Origin of the sequence: Nocardioides hwasunensis (assembly GCF_014779665.1) — a bacterium.
Taxonomy (GTDB): domain Bacteria; phylum Actinomycetota; class Actinomycetes; order Propionibacteriales; family Nocardioidaceae; genus Nocardioides; species Nocardioides hwasunensis.
Genome location: NZ_JACXYY010000005.1, coordinates 312,936 through 328,355 on the forward strand (window position 1 = coordinate 312,936; position 15,420 = coordinate 328,355).

The 15,420-nt window shown below is 72.8% G+C and carries 10 protein-coding genes and 1 riboswitch; of the genes, 4 read left to right on the forward strand and 6 right to left on the reverse strand.

Annotation, left to right across the window (positions count from 1 at the left end; all coding sequences use genetic code 11):
• Nucleotides 1-37: 37 nt before the first annotated feature.
• The 3 genes from icmF to IEZ25_RS13935 form a co-directional block, all read right to left on the reverse strand.
• A complete protein-coding gene (gene icmF / locus IEZ25_RS13925) occupies nucleotides 38-3,268 on the reverse strand; it encodes a fused isobutyryl-CoA mutase/GTPase IcmF (RefSeq protein ID WP_191200033.1) in 3,231 nt (1,076 codons plus the stop codon).
• A 141-nt stretch (nucleotides 3,269-3,409) separates the two neighbouring features.
• On the reverse strand, nucleotides 3,410-3,901 hold the full coding sequence (locus IEZ25_RS13930; RefSeq protein ID WP_191200034.1) for a MarR family winged helix-turn-helix transcriptional regulator: 492 nt from the start codon (nucleotides 3,899-3,901) through the stop codon (nucleotides 3,410-3,412).
• Complete coding sequence (locus tag IEZ25_RS13935) at nucleotides 3,898-4,641, reverse strand: helical backbone metal receptor (protein ID WP_191200035.1); 744 nt, start codon at nucleotides 4,639-4,641, stop codon at nucleotides 3,898-3,900. Before IEZ25_RS13935 ends, IEZ25_RS13930 begins: the two co-directional genes overlap by 4 nt.
• Before the next feature lie 126 nt (nucleotides 4,642-4,767).
• On the opposite strand from IEZ25_RS13935, the gene IEZ25_RS13940 reads away from it, so the two are divergent.
• Nucleotides 4,768-5,910, forward strand: coding sequence for an aldehyde dehydrogenase family protein (locus IEZ25_RS13940; protein ID WP_191200036.1), 1,143 nt, complete (start codon nucleotides 4,768-4,770; stop codon nucleotides 5,908-5,910).
• On the opposite strand, the gene IEZ25_RS13945 is transcribed toward IEZ25_RS13940, so the two are convergent.
• The 3 genes from IEZ25_RS13945 to IEZ25_RS13955 form a co-directional block, all read right to left on the reverse strand.
• Complete coding sequence (locus IEZ25_RS13945; protein WP_191200037.1) at nucleotides 5,867-6,337, reverse strand: GNAT family N-acetyltransferase; 471 nt, start codon at nucleotides 6,335-6,337, stop codon at nucleotides 5,867-5,869. The two genes, IEZ25_RS13940 and IEZ25_RS13945, sit on opposite strands and share 44 nt — an antisense overlap.
• Before the next feature lie 79 nt (nucleotides 6,338-6,416).
• Nucleotides 6,417-10,391: an Ig-like domain-containing protein gene (locus IEZ25_RS13950; protein WP_191200038.1), complete on the reverse strand. Its 3,975-nt coding sequence runs from the start codon at nucleotides 10,389-10,391 to the stop codon at nucleotides 6,417-6,419.
• A 143-nt stretch (nucleotides 10,392-10,534) separates the two neighbouring features.
• Nucleotides 10,535-11,437 (reverse strand): alpha/beta hydrolase, encoded by a 903-nt coding sequence (locus IEZ25_RS13955; RefSeq protein ID WP_191200039.1) that lies wholly within the window; start codon nucleotides 11,435-11,437, stop codon nucleotides 10,535-10,537.
• 43 nt (nucleotides 11,438-11,480) lie between these two features.
• Nucleotides 11,481-11,590: riboswitch (TPP riboswitch) on the forward strand.
• On the opposite strand from IEZ25_RS13955, the gene IEZ25_RS13960 reads away from it, so the two are divergent.
• From IEZ25_RS13960 to IEZ25_RS13970, 3 genes are all read left to right on the forward strand, one after another.
• Nucleotides 11,580-12,653, forward strand: coding sequence for a thiamine ABC transporter substrate-binding protein (locus tag IEZ25_RS13960; protein WP_191200040.1), 1,074 nt, complete (start codon nucleotides 11,580-11,582; stop codon nucleotides 12,651-12,653). Its footprint overlaps the riboswitch before it by 11 nt.
• 112 nt (nucleotides 12,654-12,765) lie before the next feature.
• Nucleotides 12,766-14,400, forward strand: coding sequence for an ABC transporter permease (locus IEZ25_RS13965; protein WP_318152231.1), 1,635 nt, complete (start codon nucleotides 12,766-12,768; stop codon nucleotides 14,398-14,400).
• Nucleotides 14,401-14,403: 3 nt separating this feature from the next.
• Nucleotides 14,404-15,414: an ABC transporter ATP-binding protein gene (locus IEZ25_RS13970; RefSeq protein ID WP_224748979.1), complete on the forward strand. Its 1,011-nt coding sequence runs from the start codon at nucleotides 14,404-14,406 to the stop codon at nucleotides 15,412-15,414.
• The last annotated feature ends 6 nt before the right edge of the window (nucleotides 15,415-15,420 follow it).

Here is a 15,420-nt window from a genome sequence, read left to right on the forward strand (position 1 = left end):
TTCGCGTGGGCGTCCTCGCTCCGCTCGTCCGCCAGGCTCAGACGTTGCGCCGGTACTGCCCGCCGACCTCGAAGAACGCCTCGGTCACCTGCTGCAGCGAGCAGACGCGGGCGGCGTCCATGAGCACCGCGAACACGTTGTCGCCGTTGACGGCGGCGTCCTTGAGCCGGGCGAGCGCCTCCTGCGCCTCGGCGCCGTGCTCGGCCTGGAAGGCTCGCACCCGCGAGAGCTGGCCCTCCTTCTCCGCCTCGGTGGCGCGGGCGAGCTCGATCTCGTGCGGCTGGGCGTCGGCGGCCGACTCCTTGACGAAGGTGTTGACGCCGACGATCGGCAGCGAGCCGTCGTGCTTGCGGTGCTCGTAGAGCATCGACTCGTCCTGGATGCGTCCGCGCTGGTAGCCGGTCTCCATCGCGCCGAGCACGCCACCGCGCTCGTTGATCCGGTCGAACTCCTCGAGCACGGCCGCCTCCACGAGGTCGGTCAGCTCGTCGATGATGAAGGAGCCCTGGAGCGGGTTCTCGTTCATCGCCAGGCCCCACTCGCGGTTGATGATCAGCTGGATCGCCAGTGCGCGGCGCACGGACTCCTCGGTCGGGGTCGTCACCGCCTCGTCGTAGGCGTTGGTGTGCAGGCTGTTGGCGTTGTCGTAGATCGCGATGAGGGCCTGCAGCGTGGTCCGGATGTCGTTGAAGTCCATCTCCTGCGCGTGCAGCGAGCGGCCGCTCGTCTGGACGTGGTACTTCAGCTTCTGCGACCGGTCGTTGGCGCCGTACTTCTCCTTCATCGTGATCGCCCAGATGCGGCGCGCGACGCGACCGATCACGGAGTACTCCGGGTCCATGCCGTTGGAGAAGAAGAACGACAGGTTCGGCGCGAAGTCGTCGATGTCCATGCCGCGCGCGAGGTAGGCCTCGACGTAGGTGAAGCCGTTGGCGAGGGTGAAGGCGAGCTGGCTGATGGGGTTCGCCCCGGCCTCGGCGATGTGGTAGCCGGAGATCGACACCGAGTAGAAGTTGCGCACCTCGTGCTCGATGAACCACTCCTGGATGTCGGCCATGCAGCGCAGGCTGAACTCCGTGGAGAACAGGCAGGTGTTCTGGCCCTGGTCCTCCTTGAGGATGTCGGCCTGCACGGTGCCGCGGACGTTCGCGACGGCGTACGCCGCCAGCGTCGCGCGCTCCTCCTCGCTCGGCTCGCGGCCCTCCCGCTCGCGGAACGCGTCGACCTGCTGGTCGATGACGGTGTTGAGGAAGAACGCCAGCACGGTCGGCGCGGGTCCGTTGATCGTCATGCTCACCGAGGTCGAGGGCGCGACGAGGTCGAAGCCGTCGTAGAGCACCCTCATGTCGTCGAGGGTGGCGACTGAGACGCCCGAGGTGCCGACCTTGCCGTAGACGTCGGGCCGCGGGTCGGGGTCGCGACCGTAGAGGGTCACCGAGTCGAACGCGGTCGAGAGGCGCTTGGCGTCGCCGTCCTTCGAGAGGATCTTGAAGCGGCGGTTGGTGCGCGCCGGGTCGCCCTCGCCGGCGAACATGCGCGCGGGGTCCTCCCCGTCGCGCTTGAACGGGAAGACGCCGGCGGTGAAGGGGAAGTAGCCCGGCAGGTTCTCGCCCCGCCAGAAGCGCACCAGCTCGCCGTGGTCGGTGAAGCGGGGCAGCGCGACCCGCGGCACCTTGTTGCCGCTGAGCGACTCGCGGGTCAGTGGGGTGTGGATCTCCTTGTCGCGCACCACGACGACCTGCTCGTCGCCGGAGTAGGACTCCACGACCGCCGGCCAGCCGGTGATCTGGTCGGCGACCTCGTGCGGCACGTCCTTGCGTGCGGACTCGAGCAGTCCGGCGACGTCCGCGTTGCCCGGGAGCTCCGCGGCCACCGCCTGGACGCGCTGCAGCCGCTGGGCCGAGCCGACGAGCCGCTCGGTCTCCGCGTGGTAGCCCCGGACGGTCTCGGTGATCTCGGCCAGGTAGCGCACTCGGTCGGCCGGCACGACCTGCCGGATGCCGGAGGAGTGGCGCACGTCGACGTGCGGCAGCGAGCCGTCGGAGACCTCGAGGCCGGCCTCGGCGAGCTCGTCGCGCAGGTGCTGGTAGAGCGCGGTGACGCCGTCGTCGTTGAAGGTCGCGGCGCTGGTGCCGAAGACCGGCATGTCGTGCGGCTGCTGGCCGAAGGCCTCGCGGTTGCGGACGAGCTGGCGACCCACGTCGCGCATGGCGTCCTTGGCGCCGCGGCGCTCGAACTTGTTGATCGCCACCGTGTCGGCGAAGTCGAGCATGTCGATCTTCTCCAGCTGGGAGGCGGCGCCGAACTCCGGCGTCATGACGTAGAGCGAGTGGTCGACCAGCGGCACGATCCCGGCGTCACCCTGGCCGATGCCGGGGGTCTCCACGATCACCAGGTCGTGCCCGGCGGCCTTCATCACGTCGATCACGTCGGCGAGGTGGTCGGGCACCTCGTGCGAGCCGCGGGTGGCCAGCGAGCGGAAGAAGACCCGGTCGCCGTCCAGGGAGTTGGCGCGGATCCGGTCGCCGAGCAGCGCGCCGCCACCCTTGCGGCGGGTCGGGTCGACCGCGATCACCGCGATCCTGAGCTTGTCCTGCTGGTCGGTGCGGAAGCGGCGTACGACCTCGTCGGTCAGCGACGACTTGCCCGAGCCGCCGGTGCCGGTGATGCCGAGCACGGGTACCACGCGGCGCCGCGCGGCGGCGCGGACCTCGGCCAGCAGCTCGTCGCCGAGGCGGCCCTCCTCGGCGCCGGTGAGGGCGCGGGCGACGGCGAACCGGTCGCCGGTCAGCACCTGGTCGACGGTGACCGCCTGCTCGGCCCACAGGTCGACGTCGCAGTCGGCGACCACGGAGTTGATCATGCCGACCAGGCCCATCTTCTGGCCGTCCTCGGGGGAGAAGATCGTGACGCCCGACTCGCGCAGCCGGCGGATCTCCGACGGCACGATCACGCCGCCTCCACCCCCGACGACCTTCACGTGACCGGCACCGGCGGCGCGCAGCGACTCCACGAGGTACTCGAAGTACTCCACGTGGCCGCCCTGGTAGGACGACACGGCGACACCCTGCACGTCCTCCTCGAGCGCGGCGTCCACGACCTCCTGCACGGAGCGGTTGTGGCCGAGGTGGATGACCTCGCAGCCCTGGCTCATGAAGATGCGCCGCATGATGTTGATCGACGCGTCGTGGCCGTCGAACAGGCTCGAGGCGGTCACGAGCCGGACGGGGTTCTCCGGGCGGTGCAGGGCGGGGGCGAGGTCGGCCATGACCAGATACTAGGACATCCAACTAATTACTCGCCAGTCACTGGGTCGTCGGGAGTCACCGGATATCCGGTGACCACCCCGCTTGTCACACCAGATCTCGCACACCAAGCGGGAGACTCGGGCGCAAAGCCCGCGCGGGGACTAGAAGGTGTCGCCGAGACCCGCGCGCAGGGCGGTGAGCCGGTCGGTCAGGGCGCGTACGTCGCCCGCCGGCAGGCCGGGTGCCTCGAAGACCTCGCCGTTGAGGGCCGCCGTGGCCTCCTCGACCGCGTCTCGGCCGGCGGAGGTCAGCACCGCGCGCACCACCCGCTTGTCCTCGTCGCTGCGCACGCGCTCGACGTAGCCCTGGGCGACGAGCCGGTCGACGGCGCTGGTGACGCTCGTCGGGTGGACCTGCAGCAGTGACCCGAGCCGCGACATCGGCATCGCCGCCTCGCGGGTGAACGACAGCAGCCGCAGCACCTCGTAGCGCGCGAAGGTCAGCCCGCGCGGGCGCAGCACGCCGTCGATGCGCTCCATCAGCAGCTGCTGCGCGCGGACGACGGACGTCACCATGGCCATCCCGTCGGCGGCGCCGGGCCAGCCGTGGGAGACCCACTGGCGGTGGGCCTCCGAGATCGGGTCGCGCGTCATGGCTGCAGGGTAGTGAGCAGGGCGTGCGCCTCGACCATCGCGGGGCCGTACCAGGTCAGCAGCCGGCCCGAGACCAGCCGGGTGGGGGTGCTGAAGGCCTCAGGCCCGTCGTCCTCGGTGAAGACGTACGGCTCGTCCGGCAGCAGTACGACGTCCGCGCCGGCGCCGTCGACGTCCGCGAGGTCGACGGCCGGATAGCGCCCCTCGAGGCCGGCGAGCACGTTGGTCAGCCCGGCCGTGCGCAGCAGGTCGTCGGTGTAGGTCGAGGAGCCGACCACCATCCAGGGGTCGCGCCAGATCGGCACCGCGACCCGCAGCCGGGGGGCGGCCGGCGCAGCCCACAGCGAGCGCGCCGAGGTGAGCCACGTGGGCTCGGCCAGGCCGAGCGCCTCGCCGAAGAGGCGCGACATCGAGTCGAGGGACTCCTCGACGGTCTCGATCCGCGTCACCCAGACGTTCACACCGGTGTCGCGGAGGCGACGCACGTCGAGCTCCCGGTTCTCCTCCTGGTTGGCGACCACCAGGTCCGGTGCGAGCGACCGGATCGCGGCCAGGTCGGGGTTCTTGGTGCCGCGGACCCGCGCCACGTCGAGGTCGACCGGGTGCGTGCACCAGTCGGTGGCGCCCACCAGCCGAGACGGTGCGGTGGCGGCCAGCGCCTCGGTCAGCGAGGGCACCAGCGAGACGACACGGGTGGCGGCCGCAGTCAGGGGAACGTCGGCACCGAGGTCGTCGCGCATCCCTCGAGGCTAGGGCGTGCGGCCAGGGCGTGCTGGGGCCAGCACGTCGGGCGGCGCGGCGCCGGCCGGGTCTCGCGCCGAGCGCACGCATCGCCAACGCACGGGGTGCCGTGATGGAGTTGGCCCATGAGCAAGCACGCCGGCGCCGACGGGCTGCCGATCGACGGCGCCGTGCGGACGACCGCCGAGGGCTGGACCTTTCTGGCCCGCAGCCCGGCGACCGGCGAGCACCTGTGGGACGTCCCCGACGCAGGTCTCGCGGACGTCGACCACGCCGCAGGCTCGGCGTGGAACGCCTTCCACGCCACGGGCTGGAGCACCGACCGGGGCATGCGGTTCGACGCGGTCACCGGGCTGCACGGGGCGCTCAAGGCGCGTGCCGACGACCTGGTCGAGCTGATGGCGACCGAGACCGGCGTGCCGGTGTCGCTGCGCACGGCGCACCTCGACGCCGCAGTGGTGGAGTTCGCGAGCGAGCGCCATCCGCAGCCCGGGGTGACGGTCGTGGTGACGCCGGCGACCGCGCCCCTGTCGGTCGCGGTCGAGGAGATCGGCCGGATCCTGACCGCTGGCGGCACCGTCGTGCTCAAGCCGGCCCCCGAGGCAGCCAGTGCCGCGCTGGAGCTGGGGCGCATCGCGCTGGAGTTCCTGCCCCGCGGGGTGCTCAACGTGGTCGCGACCCGCGACGTCGACGTCGCCATCGCGCTGACGCAGGACCGTCGCGTCGACGAGGTCTCCTTCACCGGGTCGGCGTACGCCGGCGAGCGGGTGCGCGATGCCGCCGAGCGGGCACGCAAGCGGGTCCGCCTCGACGTGGGCGCGCCGCTGACCATCCGGGCGGCCGACGACGCCGACCTCCGTGCGGTGGTCTCGGCCGCCGCGGTCACGGTCGCGGCCAACGCCGGTCAGTCCTGCCGGCTGCCGTCGACGGTGGTCGTGCCGCTGCACCGCTACATGGAGGCGCTGGGCGCGGCCGTCGAGGCGATGGAGTCCGTGGCGGTCGGCGACCCCTCCGCCCCCGGCACCCTGTGCGGACCGCTGCGCTCACCGGTCGCGCGCGACCGGGTGCTGCGCTACGTCGACCTCGCCCGCGCCGAGGGCGGCGACGTGGCCCTCGGCGGCCACACCCTCGACCGTGACGGCGGCTGGTGGATCGCGCCGACCGTGATCGGCGGGCTGGACCGTCAGTCGCGCCTGGTCAGCGAGGAGGTGCTCGGCCCGGTGCTCATGGTCGTGCCCGAGGGGCGCGGCTCATCGGGACGTGGTTGATGCCGTCCTCGACGAACTCCGGCCCGCTGACCTCGAAGCCGTAGCCGCCGTAGAACGCGGCCAGCGGGGTCTGCGCGTCGAGGCGCACCTCGCGCTCGCCGCACCACGCCATCGCCTCGTACATCATCGGCCCGGCGAGCCCGCGGCCTCGCGCCGACGCGGCCAGCACGACGCGCCCGACACGCGCCCACCCGCCGTCGTCGAGGATGCGCAGGGTGCCGATCACCACCTCGCCGGCACCGTCGTCCTCCAGCAGCACGACGTGCCGGGTCGTGTCCTCAAGGTCGCGCCCGTCGAGGTCGGGGTAGGCGCAGTCCTGCTCGACCACGAAGACCTGCTGTCGCAGGCGCCACACGTCGTACGCCGTGCGTGCCGGCAGCTCGTCGAAGGTGGCGGTGAGCAGGCGGACGCTCGGGCTCGCGGACATGGCGCGCAGCCTACAAACGACGGCCGGGGCCGGACGGAGTGACTCCGTCCGGCCCCGACTCCTGGTCCGGCGGTCGCGGTCAGGACGCCCGGAGGCGTGCCCGCTTGGTCACGACCCGGACGTTGCCGGCCTTGTCGACGGCGGTGGCGCGGGCCACGACGAAGGCCTGGCCACCCTTGCGGGTCACCTTGGTGACCTTCACCGAGCAGCGCGCGAGACCCGAGCGCGGGTCGGAGGCGACGCACCGCACGTTCTTCGGCACCGAGGAGTAGTCCTTCCGCCCGAATCCGGCGAGCCGTGCCCGGGGCTTGCCCTTGTCGATGAACATCGGCGTGCGGACCGTGGCGGTGTCGCCGTCGGCGGTGCTGACGGTGCCCGTGAAGACCCGGCCCTTCTGGGCGCGCGGCACCACCCGGGGAGCGGGGCACGAGACGACCGCACTGCCGTTGCCGGCACACGTGTAGGTGATCGTCACCGCGCCGCGGTACCAGCCGTCCTTGCTCACCGGGTGCTCGCTGGTGAGCGCGGCGGTGATCGTGGGCAGGCCGAGGTTGACCGCCACCGAGCGGCTGGCGGGGGTGGCGTCGGTGTTGCCGGCGGCGTCGGTCGCGCGCACCTCGAAGGTGTACGAGCCGTCGGTCAGGCCGGTGAACGTCCTCGACGCGCCGGCGCAGGCCTCCCACGCGGCGGTCTGGCCGGCCGCCACCAGGCGGCACTCGAAGGTCGACCCGTCCTCGTCGGCGGCGAAGCCGAAGCTCACCGATCCCGTGCCGACCACCGGGTCGGGAGCGGTGGTGATGCTCGTGCCGGGTGCGACCGTGTCGACGGTGAAGTCCCACGTCGTCGGCGCGCTGGCGTTGCCTGCGTCGTCGACGGCGACCACGGTGAAGCGGTGCTCACCGTCGGCGAGCTGGCCGGCGGTGAAGCCCGCGGCGTCGCAGGCGACCGGCGAGCCCGACTGGGCGCCCCTCGGTGCCACGAGGCACTCGAAGTGGTCGACGTCGGCCAGGTCGCTCGTCCATGCGAACGTCGGCGTCGAGACGTTGCCGAGGGCCTGCGGTTTCGCCGTGAGCACCGGCGCGGCCGGGCGGCTCGTCCGGATGGTGAAGACGTACGTCGCCGGCTCGCTGGCGTTGCCGGCCCGGTCGACGGCGACCACGGTGAAGCGGTAGCCGCCGTCGGCGAGGGTCGTCGAGGTGAGCCCCGCTGCGTCGCAGGCGGCCAGCGTGCCCGCCCGGTCGGCCACGGGAGCGAGCAGGCACTCGAAGTGGTCGAGGTCGTCGGCGTCGCTGGTCCACGCGAACGACGGCGTCGTGACGTTGCCCAGGGCCTTCGGCCTCGACGTCAGCACCGGTGCCGCCGGTGCCTCGGTGTCGACGGTGAAGTCGTACGTCACTGCCTCGCCCAGGTTGCCGGCCTTGTCGATCGCACGGACCTCGAAGGTCCAGGACCCGTCGGCGAGGCTGGCGACCTGCTGGGAGTCGGTGCCGCACTCCTCGAAGTCGGTGCTCTCGCCCGCGCCGGTGGCGTGCACGCGGCACTGGACCGTCGCCACGTCGTCGGGCGGGGTGAACTCGTAGCCGAACACCGGCGCCGGATCGTTGGTCAGGGGGCCGGGGGCGCCGGTGATGGCGACGTCCGTGGGGGTGCGGTCGATGGTGAAGGCGTACGACGTGGTCTCGCCGAGGTTGCCGAGGTCGTCGGTGCCACGGACCCGGAAGACGTACGAGCCCTGACCCGCGCCGATGACCTGGTAGTCGTCGGTGCAGGCCGACCACGCCGACGCGGGACCATCGGCCGGGCTGAGGCTGCACTCGGTCGAGTCGAGATCGGTGTCCTCGCTCGTCCAGGCGAAGCGCGGGGCGTTGTCGTTGCTCAACGGTGCCGGCGTCCGGTCGAGCTCGATCCTCGGGCCGGTGGTGTCGATCGTGAAGTCGGTGGACGTCACCTCGCTCGGGTTGCCGACGAGGTCGGTCGTGCGGACGCTGTAGCGCCAGTCGCCGTCGCCGAGGGGGGTGAGCTCCTCACCCGAGGTGCAGTCCTCCCAGGCGGAGGGCTCGCGGGAGGGGCGGGACTCGAGGCGGCACTCGAAACCGTCGACGTCCTCGTCGGCGGACCACGCGAGCGTCGGCGTGGTGTCGGTGGACCGCGTCTCCGGCGTCTCGGTGAAGGTGATGACCGGGGCGGTGGTGTCGATCGTGAAGTCGTACGACACCGCGTCGCCGAGGTTGCCCAGGTCGTCGGTGGCGCGGACCGCGTAGGTCCAGTCGCCGTCGCCGAGGTGGACCAGCGGCTCGCCGTCGGACTCACAGGCCTCCCACGACGCCTCCTCGGCGCGGAGCAGGACGCCACCCGAGCCGCGGGTCAGGCGGCACTCGTAGGACGCCACGTGCGCGTCGTCGGACACCCAGCGGAAGAGCGGCTGGTTGTCGTTGGTGAGCTGCGAGGGCGTCGCGGTGAACCTGGTCGCGGGACCCGTGGTGTCGACCGTGAAGGTCCGGCTCGCGGCGTCACCGACGTTGCCCGCCCGGTCGACCGCGCGGACCTCGAACGTCCAGTCGCCGTCGACGAGGTCGGTGGCGTCGTAGGCGTCCGCACCGCACCCGGTGAAGGATGTCGGCTCGCCGCTGAAGAGGCGGCACTGTGCCGCGGCGACGTCGTCGGAGGGGTCGAAGGAGTATTCGAGGCGAGCGGTGGTCGCGCGGATCCGTCCCTCCGGGCCGGAGGTGATCGTGGCACCGGTCTTCACGGTGTCGACGGTGAAGTCGTACGACGTCACCGCTCCGACGTTGCCCAGGTCGTCGCTCGCGCGGACCCGGAACGTGCGGTCCCCGTCGGCCAGCGACTCGAAGGATGCCGGGCTGACGCAGGTCGTCCACTCCGGCACGTCGCCGGCGGTGGTGAGCGCGCACTCGTAGGACGCGAGGTCGGTGGCGGCCGTCGACCAGGCGAAGGAGGCCGTGGCGTCGTTGGTCCGTGAGGCGGGCTTCTGGGTGATCGCCGTCGTCGGACCGGTCCGGTCGACGGTGAAGGTGTGGGAGGCGGGGGTGCTGTCGGTGCTGTAGAACACGTCCACGGAGCGCACCTCGAACGTGTAGGTGCCCTCGGCGAGGTCCGCATAGGACTTCTCACCGTCCGGGCACGTCGCGAAGGCGGGCTGCGGGCCCGTCCCCGACGTCAGCCGGCACTCGAAGCGGAGGTGCTCGCCGGAGGCGGCGGTCGAGGTGTAGGCGAAGCTCGCCGACGAGGACGTGGAGCGCGCGGCCGGCTTGGCGGTGATGGTCGTGTCGGGGGCCACGATGCCGGCCGGCCGGCCCTCGCGGAAGCGGAAGACGTAGCGACCCGCGACGTCGGACTCGCGCGAGCGGCGCACCAGCCCCGAGGTGGTGTTCGTGTCGAGGAACGAGCCGGCGGTGCCCGACCCGGGGAAGACGTAGACGCCCTCGCTGCGGCCGTTGCCTGCGCTGAAGCCGACCTGGGCCGGCGTCGCGTTGCCCGCGGTGTCCCACGTGACCTGGCCGTAGTTGAGCACGATGTCGAAGTCGCCCGTCGCGACGTCGCTGCGGTCGACGAGGAGCACCTGGAAGGAGTTGAGCAGGCCGGCCTGCTGGTTGAAGCGGCCGACGCCGGGCCACGTGGCGCAGAAGGCGCGACGCCCGTTGAACGACGTCGTGCCGTAGGTCACCTGTGCGGACGCCGCGGGTCGGGTGTCGACGTCGGCGAAGAAGGGGGCGATCAGCGGCGTGCTGAACGAGGAGATCTGCCCGGTGAAGGAGGTCAGGGGCGCGGCGAACGTCAGGTTGCCGTTGGTGTTGACGTAGACGTTCGAGAGCTGGTTGCCGTAGAAGTTGAGCGTCGCCGGCAGCGCACCGGCGAGGTGGCTGCCGTCGTCGTCGCGCGCCACGGTCGTCGTACGACAACCGGCGTCGGTCACGATGGCGGCGGTCGCCGCGGAGGCGGCGGTCGGGACGAGCGCGACGGCACCGGTCGCGGCGAGGACAGTGGCGGAGGCGAGGCGCACGAGGCGTGACCACCGCCCGGAAGGCTTGGACATGCTGACCCTTCGGATGACGAGGTGTCGCACCCCCACGGTGCGCACCCGTGCATCAGACCCCGGTCGGTGCGGGCGGCACCGGGGAACGTCCGCCCTGTTACCGGCCTGTGGAGCACGGAGGCCTGTCGGACTAGACCAGTCGGTCAGCCGACGAAGCCGACCACCTGCCGCATCGCGCGCCGACCCTCCGGTGTGAGGGGCAGCAGTCCGTAGACGTGGATCAGGTCGGGCTCCTCGACCGCGATGAGGTCCCACCCGGCCTCTGCGGCCCGGCGCGCGAGCAGGCGGCAGCCCGGGTGCAGCAGGTCGCGGGTGCCGTAGAGCACCATCGCCCGCGGCAGGCCGGAGAGGTCCGCGAGCGCGGGGGACACCTCGCGGCGGCCGAGGTCGCCGGCGGAGCCCGCCCACCACTCGGCGTAGGCGAGCAGCTTGCCGTGGAAGAGCCAGGGGTCGATCGCGTCGGCGGCCCTCGTCTCCTCCGCGGTCGAGGTCGTCAGGTCGACCCACGGGGCGTGCATCACCAGGTGGGTGGGCGCGGTGAGGCCACGATCGCGCACCGACAGCGCCATCGCGAGCGCGAGCCCGCCGCCCGCGGAGTCGCCGGCCAGGACGGCGCCGCCGTCGCGAGCGGCCCACCGCGCAGCATCCTCGACGAGCGCGTCGTGGGAGTCGGCCCACGTGTGCTCCGGCGCGAGCGGGTAGTCCGGAAGCACCACCCGTGCTCCGATCCGATCGGCCAGACGGGTGGCGTAGCGGACGTGGAAGGCGTCGATCGGCGCCATGAAGCCGCCGCCGTGGACGTAGTGCAGGGTGCGTCGCGCCCGCCGGTGCCGCGGCTCGAGGACGTACGACGGGAAGCCGAGGTCCTCGACCGTGACCGCCCAGCGCCTCGCGAACCCCGGAGTGGCCCGGGTCGGCAAGGTGCGGTCGAGGGTGCGGTGCCAGCGCTCGACGCGGTCGCGCTCGGCCTGCTCGTCGTCGATGTCGCGCGATCCGCGGATCCGGGGGACGACGGCGGCCAGCAGCTGGTGGCGGAGGCTCGGCATGGACGCAGCGTAGGTCGCTGCAGGCGCCGGGCTAGGCTGGGCCCACACAAGACAGGGGAGCACGCGCAGGCGTGCTGAGAGTGCGGACCAGCCGCAGACCCTATGAACCTGATCCGGTTAGCACCGGCGATAGGGAGTCCAGATGAAGCACGTACGTGTCCGCGCTGCCCTCGCAGCAACCTCCGCACTGGTCCTCGCCGGCTGCAGCCTCGCCGGGGGCGGGGACGGCGGCACGACCGCCGCCGAGAGCTCGACGTCGCCCGGCGAGCCCGGCGGCACCGTCGTCCTCGCCACGCACGAGTCCTTCCACCTGCCGGAGAAGCTGGTGAAGGCGTTCGAGGAGGAGAGCGGCTACACCCTCGAGGTCCGGGCCGCGGGGGATGCCGGCACGCTGGCCACCAAGCTCAGCCTGACCGCCGACAACCCGATCGCCGACGCGGCGTTCGGCATCGACAACACCTTCGCCTCCCGCCCGCTCGACGAGGGCGCGTTCGCCGAGCTCACGTCGAGCGTCACCCCGCCCGCGGAGTACGCCCTGCCCGAGGGCGGCGACCGGCTCACGCCGATCGACTCCGCGAGCGTGTGCGTCAACGTCGACACCTCGTGGTTCGACGCGGAGGGCCTCGCCCCGCCGAGGACGCTCGCCGACCTCACCGACCCGGCGTACGCCGACCTGCTGGTCACCCCCGGCGCGTCGACGAGCAGCCCCGGCATGGCCTTCCTCCTCGCCACCGTCGCGGAGTACGGCGACGACTGGCCGGACTACTGGAGCGACCTGATGGCCAACGGCGCGAAGATCGTGGACGGCTGGGAGGACGCCTACTACGGCGACTTCACGGCCGCGGCGAAGAACGGCACCCGGCCCATCGTCGTCTCCTACGACTCCTCGCCCGCCTTCACCGTGAAGGGCGGCCGGACGACGACCGCCGCGCTGCTCGACACCTGCTTCCGCCAGGTGGAGTACGCCGGTGTGCTGGCCGGCGCCGAGAACCCGCAGGGGGCTCAGGCGCTGGTGGACTGGTTGCTCAGCGACGAGGTGCAGAGCGCGCTGCCGGAGTCGATGTACGTCTTCCCGGTGATGCCCGGCGCGACCATCCCCGACGACTGGGCGACGTTCGCGCCCCAGCCCACCGACCCCTACGAGGTCTCGCCCGAGGAGATCTCGGCCGACCGCGAGCAGTGGCTGACCGAGTGGACCGACGTCATCTCCCGATGAGGGAACGCTCCTGGGTCTCGGCACGCTCGTTCCTCGCTGCTCAACCGGCTGAGAGGGCCCGCCGGTCGAGCAGGGCGCCCCGGCGCCCGTGTCGACACCCGGGGACCCGACGGTGAGGCGCATCGCCGGCCTCCTCCTCCTGGCCGCCGGGCCGGTGCTGGTGCTCGGCGTCCTCTTCGTCCTGCCGGTGGCCGGCATGGTGTCGGAGGGCTTCGTCGCCGACGGCCGCTTCGCCCCGGGGGCGGTGCTCGACGTGCTCGCGCGTCCGCGGGTGCACCGCGTCGCGTGGTTCACCGTGTGGACCTCCGGCGTGGCCACGCTGGTCGCCGTGGGCCTCGGGGTCCCGGCCGCCTTCGTGCTGCACCGGCTCGCGGTCCCCGGCCGCACCGTCGTACGCGCGGCGCTGCTCGTGCCGTTCGTGCTGCCGACCGTCGTGGTCGGCGTCGCCTTCCGCCAGCTGCTGGGGGAGGGCGGGCCGCTCGGCTTCCTCGGGCTCGACGGCACGCCGGTCGCCATCGTCTGCGGCCTCGTCTTCTTCAACGTCGCCGTCGTGATCCGCACCGTCGGCGTGGCCTGGGAGTCCCTCGACCCGCGCCCCGGCCAGGCAGCCGCGGCGCTCGGGGCCTCGCCCCGGCAGGTGCTGCGGACCGTCACGCTGCCGGCGCTGCGACCGGCGATCGTCGGCGCCGCGAGCATCGTCTTCCTCTTCTGCGCGACCGCGTTCGGCATCGTGCTCACCCTCGGCGGCGTGCGCTACTCCAGCGTCGAGACCGAGATCTACCTGCTGACCACCACGATCTTCGACCTCCGGGCGGCCGCGGCGCTGTCGGTGCTGCAGATCGTCGTGGTGGTCGGGCTCCTCGCCGTGGCGGCGCGGCTGCGCGCGACCCCGGACCCGACCGCCCTGCGCGCGGTGACCCCGGTGCGGACCGTACGCCGGGGGGACCTGCCGGCGCTCGCGCTGACGCTGCTGGTGCTGGCTGCGATGCTGCTGCCGATCGCCACCCTGGTGCTCGGCTCGCTGAGCGTCGGCGACGGCTGGGGCCTCGACAACTACCGCGCGCTCACCACCGCCGGCGACGGGCAGGCGCTGCTCGTGCCGGTGACGACCGCGCTGGTGACGAGCCTGCGCACGGCCGTCGACGCGACCTGGATGGCTCTGCTGATCGGCGTCTCGGTGTCGGTGATCGTCACCCGCCGCTCGCACTCGGCGGCCGAGCGCCGGGTGCGCTCGACCCTCGACGGCTTCTTCATGCTGCCGCTCGGGGTCAGCGCGGTGACGCTCGGCTTCGGCTTCCTGATCACCCTCGACCAGCCTCCGCTGGACCTGCGTGACTCGCCGCTCCTGGTGCCGATGGCGCAGGCGCTGGTCGCCCTCCCGCTCGTGGTCCGCACGCTGACGCCGGTCCTCGGCGGCATCGACGACCGGCAGCGGCAGGCGGCCGCCTCGCTGGGCGCGTCGGCCTGGCGCACGCTGCTCACCGTCGACCTGCCCGTGGTGTGGAAGCCGATGCTCGCGGCGAGCGGGTTCGCCTTCGCCGCGTCGCTGGGCGAGTTCGGAGCGACCTCGTTCCTCGCCCGCGACACCAGCCCGACGCTGCCGGTGGTGATCTTCCGGCTGATCGGCCACCCGGGGGAGATGAACTACGGCATGGCGCTCGCCGCCTCCGTCGTCCTCGCCGTCGCCACCGCCGTCGTGATGATCGCCGTCGAGCGCCTGCGTGTGCCCGGCGTGGGAGCGTTCTAGGAGATGACCACCATGCTCGCGACCAGTGACGCCACCGTCCGCTACGGCGACACCACTGCGGTGGACCACGTCTCGCTCGACCTCGACTCCGGGCAGGTGCTCGCGGTGCTCGGCCCCTCGGGCTGCGGCAAGTCCACCCTGCTCCGCGCCGTCGCGGGCCTCGAGCCGCTCACGGCGGGCTCGATCTCGTGGGACGGCGCCGACCTGGCCGGCACGCCGACCCACAAGCGCGGGTTCGCGCTGATGTTCCAGGACGGCCAGCTCTTCACCCACCTCTCGGTGGCCCGCAACGTCGCCTACGCCCTCAGGCTCCGTCGCGTCCCGTCCGCGCAGGTGGTGGCCCGGGTCGCCGAGCTGCTGGAGCTGGTCGGGCTCTCGGGGTACGCCGAGCGGCTGCCCGGCACCCTGTCCGGCGGCGAGCGCCAGCGGGTCGCCCTGGCCCGCGCGCTGGCCGTCGAGCCGCGGCTGCTCCTCCTCGACGAGCCGCTGACGGCCCTCGACGCGACGCTGCGCGAGCGGCTCGCCGGCGACCTGCGCTCGATCCTGCAGGCGGCCGGGACGACCGCGCTGCTCGTCACCCACGACCACGAGGAGGCGTTCGCGCTCGCCGACCGCCTCGCAGTGATGCGCGCGGGCCGGGTGGTGCAGTCCGGTGCGATCGACGAGGTCTGGCGCGAGCCGGTCGACGAGGACACCGCGCTCTTCCTCGGCTACGCCCGCGTCCTGCGCGACGAGGCAGCGACCCGGGTGCTGGCCGCGGCGGGACTCGGGTCGTCGTACGCCGTCGCCCTCCGGCGCTCGGCGCTGGTCCTCGACCCCGCGGGCCCGGTGCGAGGGGTGGTGGAGTCGGCGCGGGTGACGCCGGAGCAGGTGCGCCTCGTCGTCGCGGGGGACGGGATCGGGGCCGTGGACGCGGTGGCCCCGCTGGGGAGCCGGGTGGCGCCCGGCGACGAGGTCACCCTGCGAGTCGATGTGACCCGCCTCGCGGTGCTGCCGATCGTGGGCCAGGCTTGACGCGTC

Bases quoted from the DNA above. Each gene is read 5' to 3' on its own strand.
- icmF (WP_191200033.1), bottom strand. From the start codon at position 3,268: ATGGCCGACCTCGCCCCCGCCCTGCACCGCCCGGAGAACCCCGTCCGG.
- IEZ25_RS13930 (WP_191200034.1), bottom strand. From the start codon at position 3,901: ATGACGCGCGACCCGATCTCGGAGGCCCACCGCCAGTGGGTCTCCCAC.
- IEZ25_RS13935 (WP_191200035.1), bottom strand. From the start codon at position 4,641: ATGCGCGACGACCTCGGTGCCGACGTTCCCCTGACTGCGGCCGCCACC.
- IEZ25_RS13940 (WP_191200036.1), top strand. From the start codon at position 4,768: ATGAGCAAGCACGCCGGCGCCGACGGGCTGCCGATCGACGGCGCCGTG.
- IEZ25_RS13945 (WP_191200037.1), bottom strand. From the start codon at position 6,337: ATGTCCGCGAGCCCGAGCGTCCGCCTGCTCACCGCCACCTTCGACGAG.
- IEZ25_RS13950 (WP_191200038.1), bottom strand. From the start codon at position 10,391: ATGTCCAAGCCTTCCGGGCGGTGGTCACGCCTCGTGCGCCTCGCCTCC.
- IEZ25_RS13955 (WP_191200039.1), bottom strand. From the start codon at position 11,437: ATGCCGAGCCTCCGCCACCAGCTGCTGGCCGCCGTCGTCCCCCGGATC.
- IEZ25_RS13960 (WP_191200040.1), top strand. From the start codon at position 11,580: ATGAAGCACGTACGTGTCCGCGCTGCCCTCGCAGCAACCTCCGCACTG.
- IEZ25_RS13970 (WP_224748979.1), top strand. From the start codon at position 14,404: ATGACCACCATGCTCGCGACCAGTGACGCCACCGTCCGCTACGGCGAC.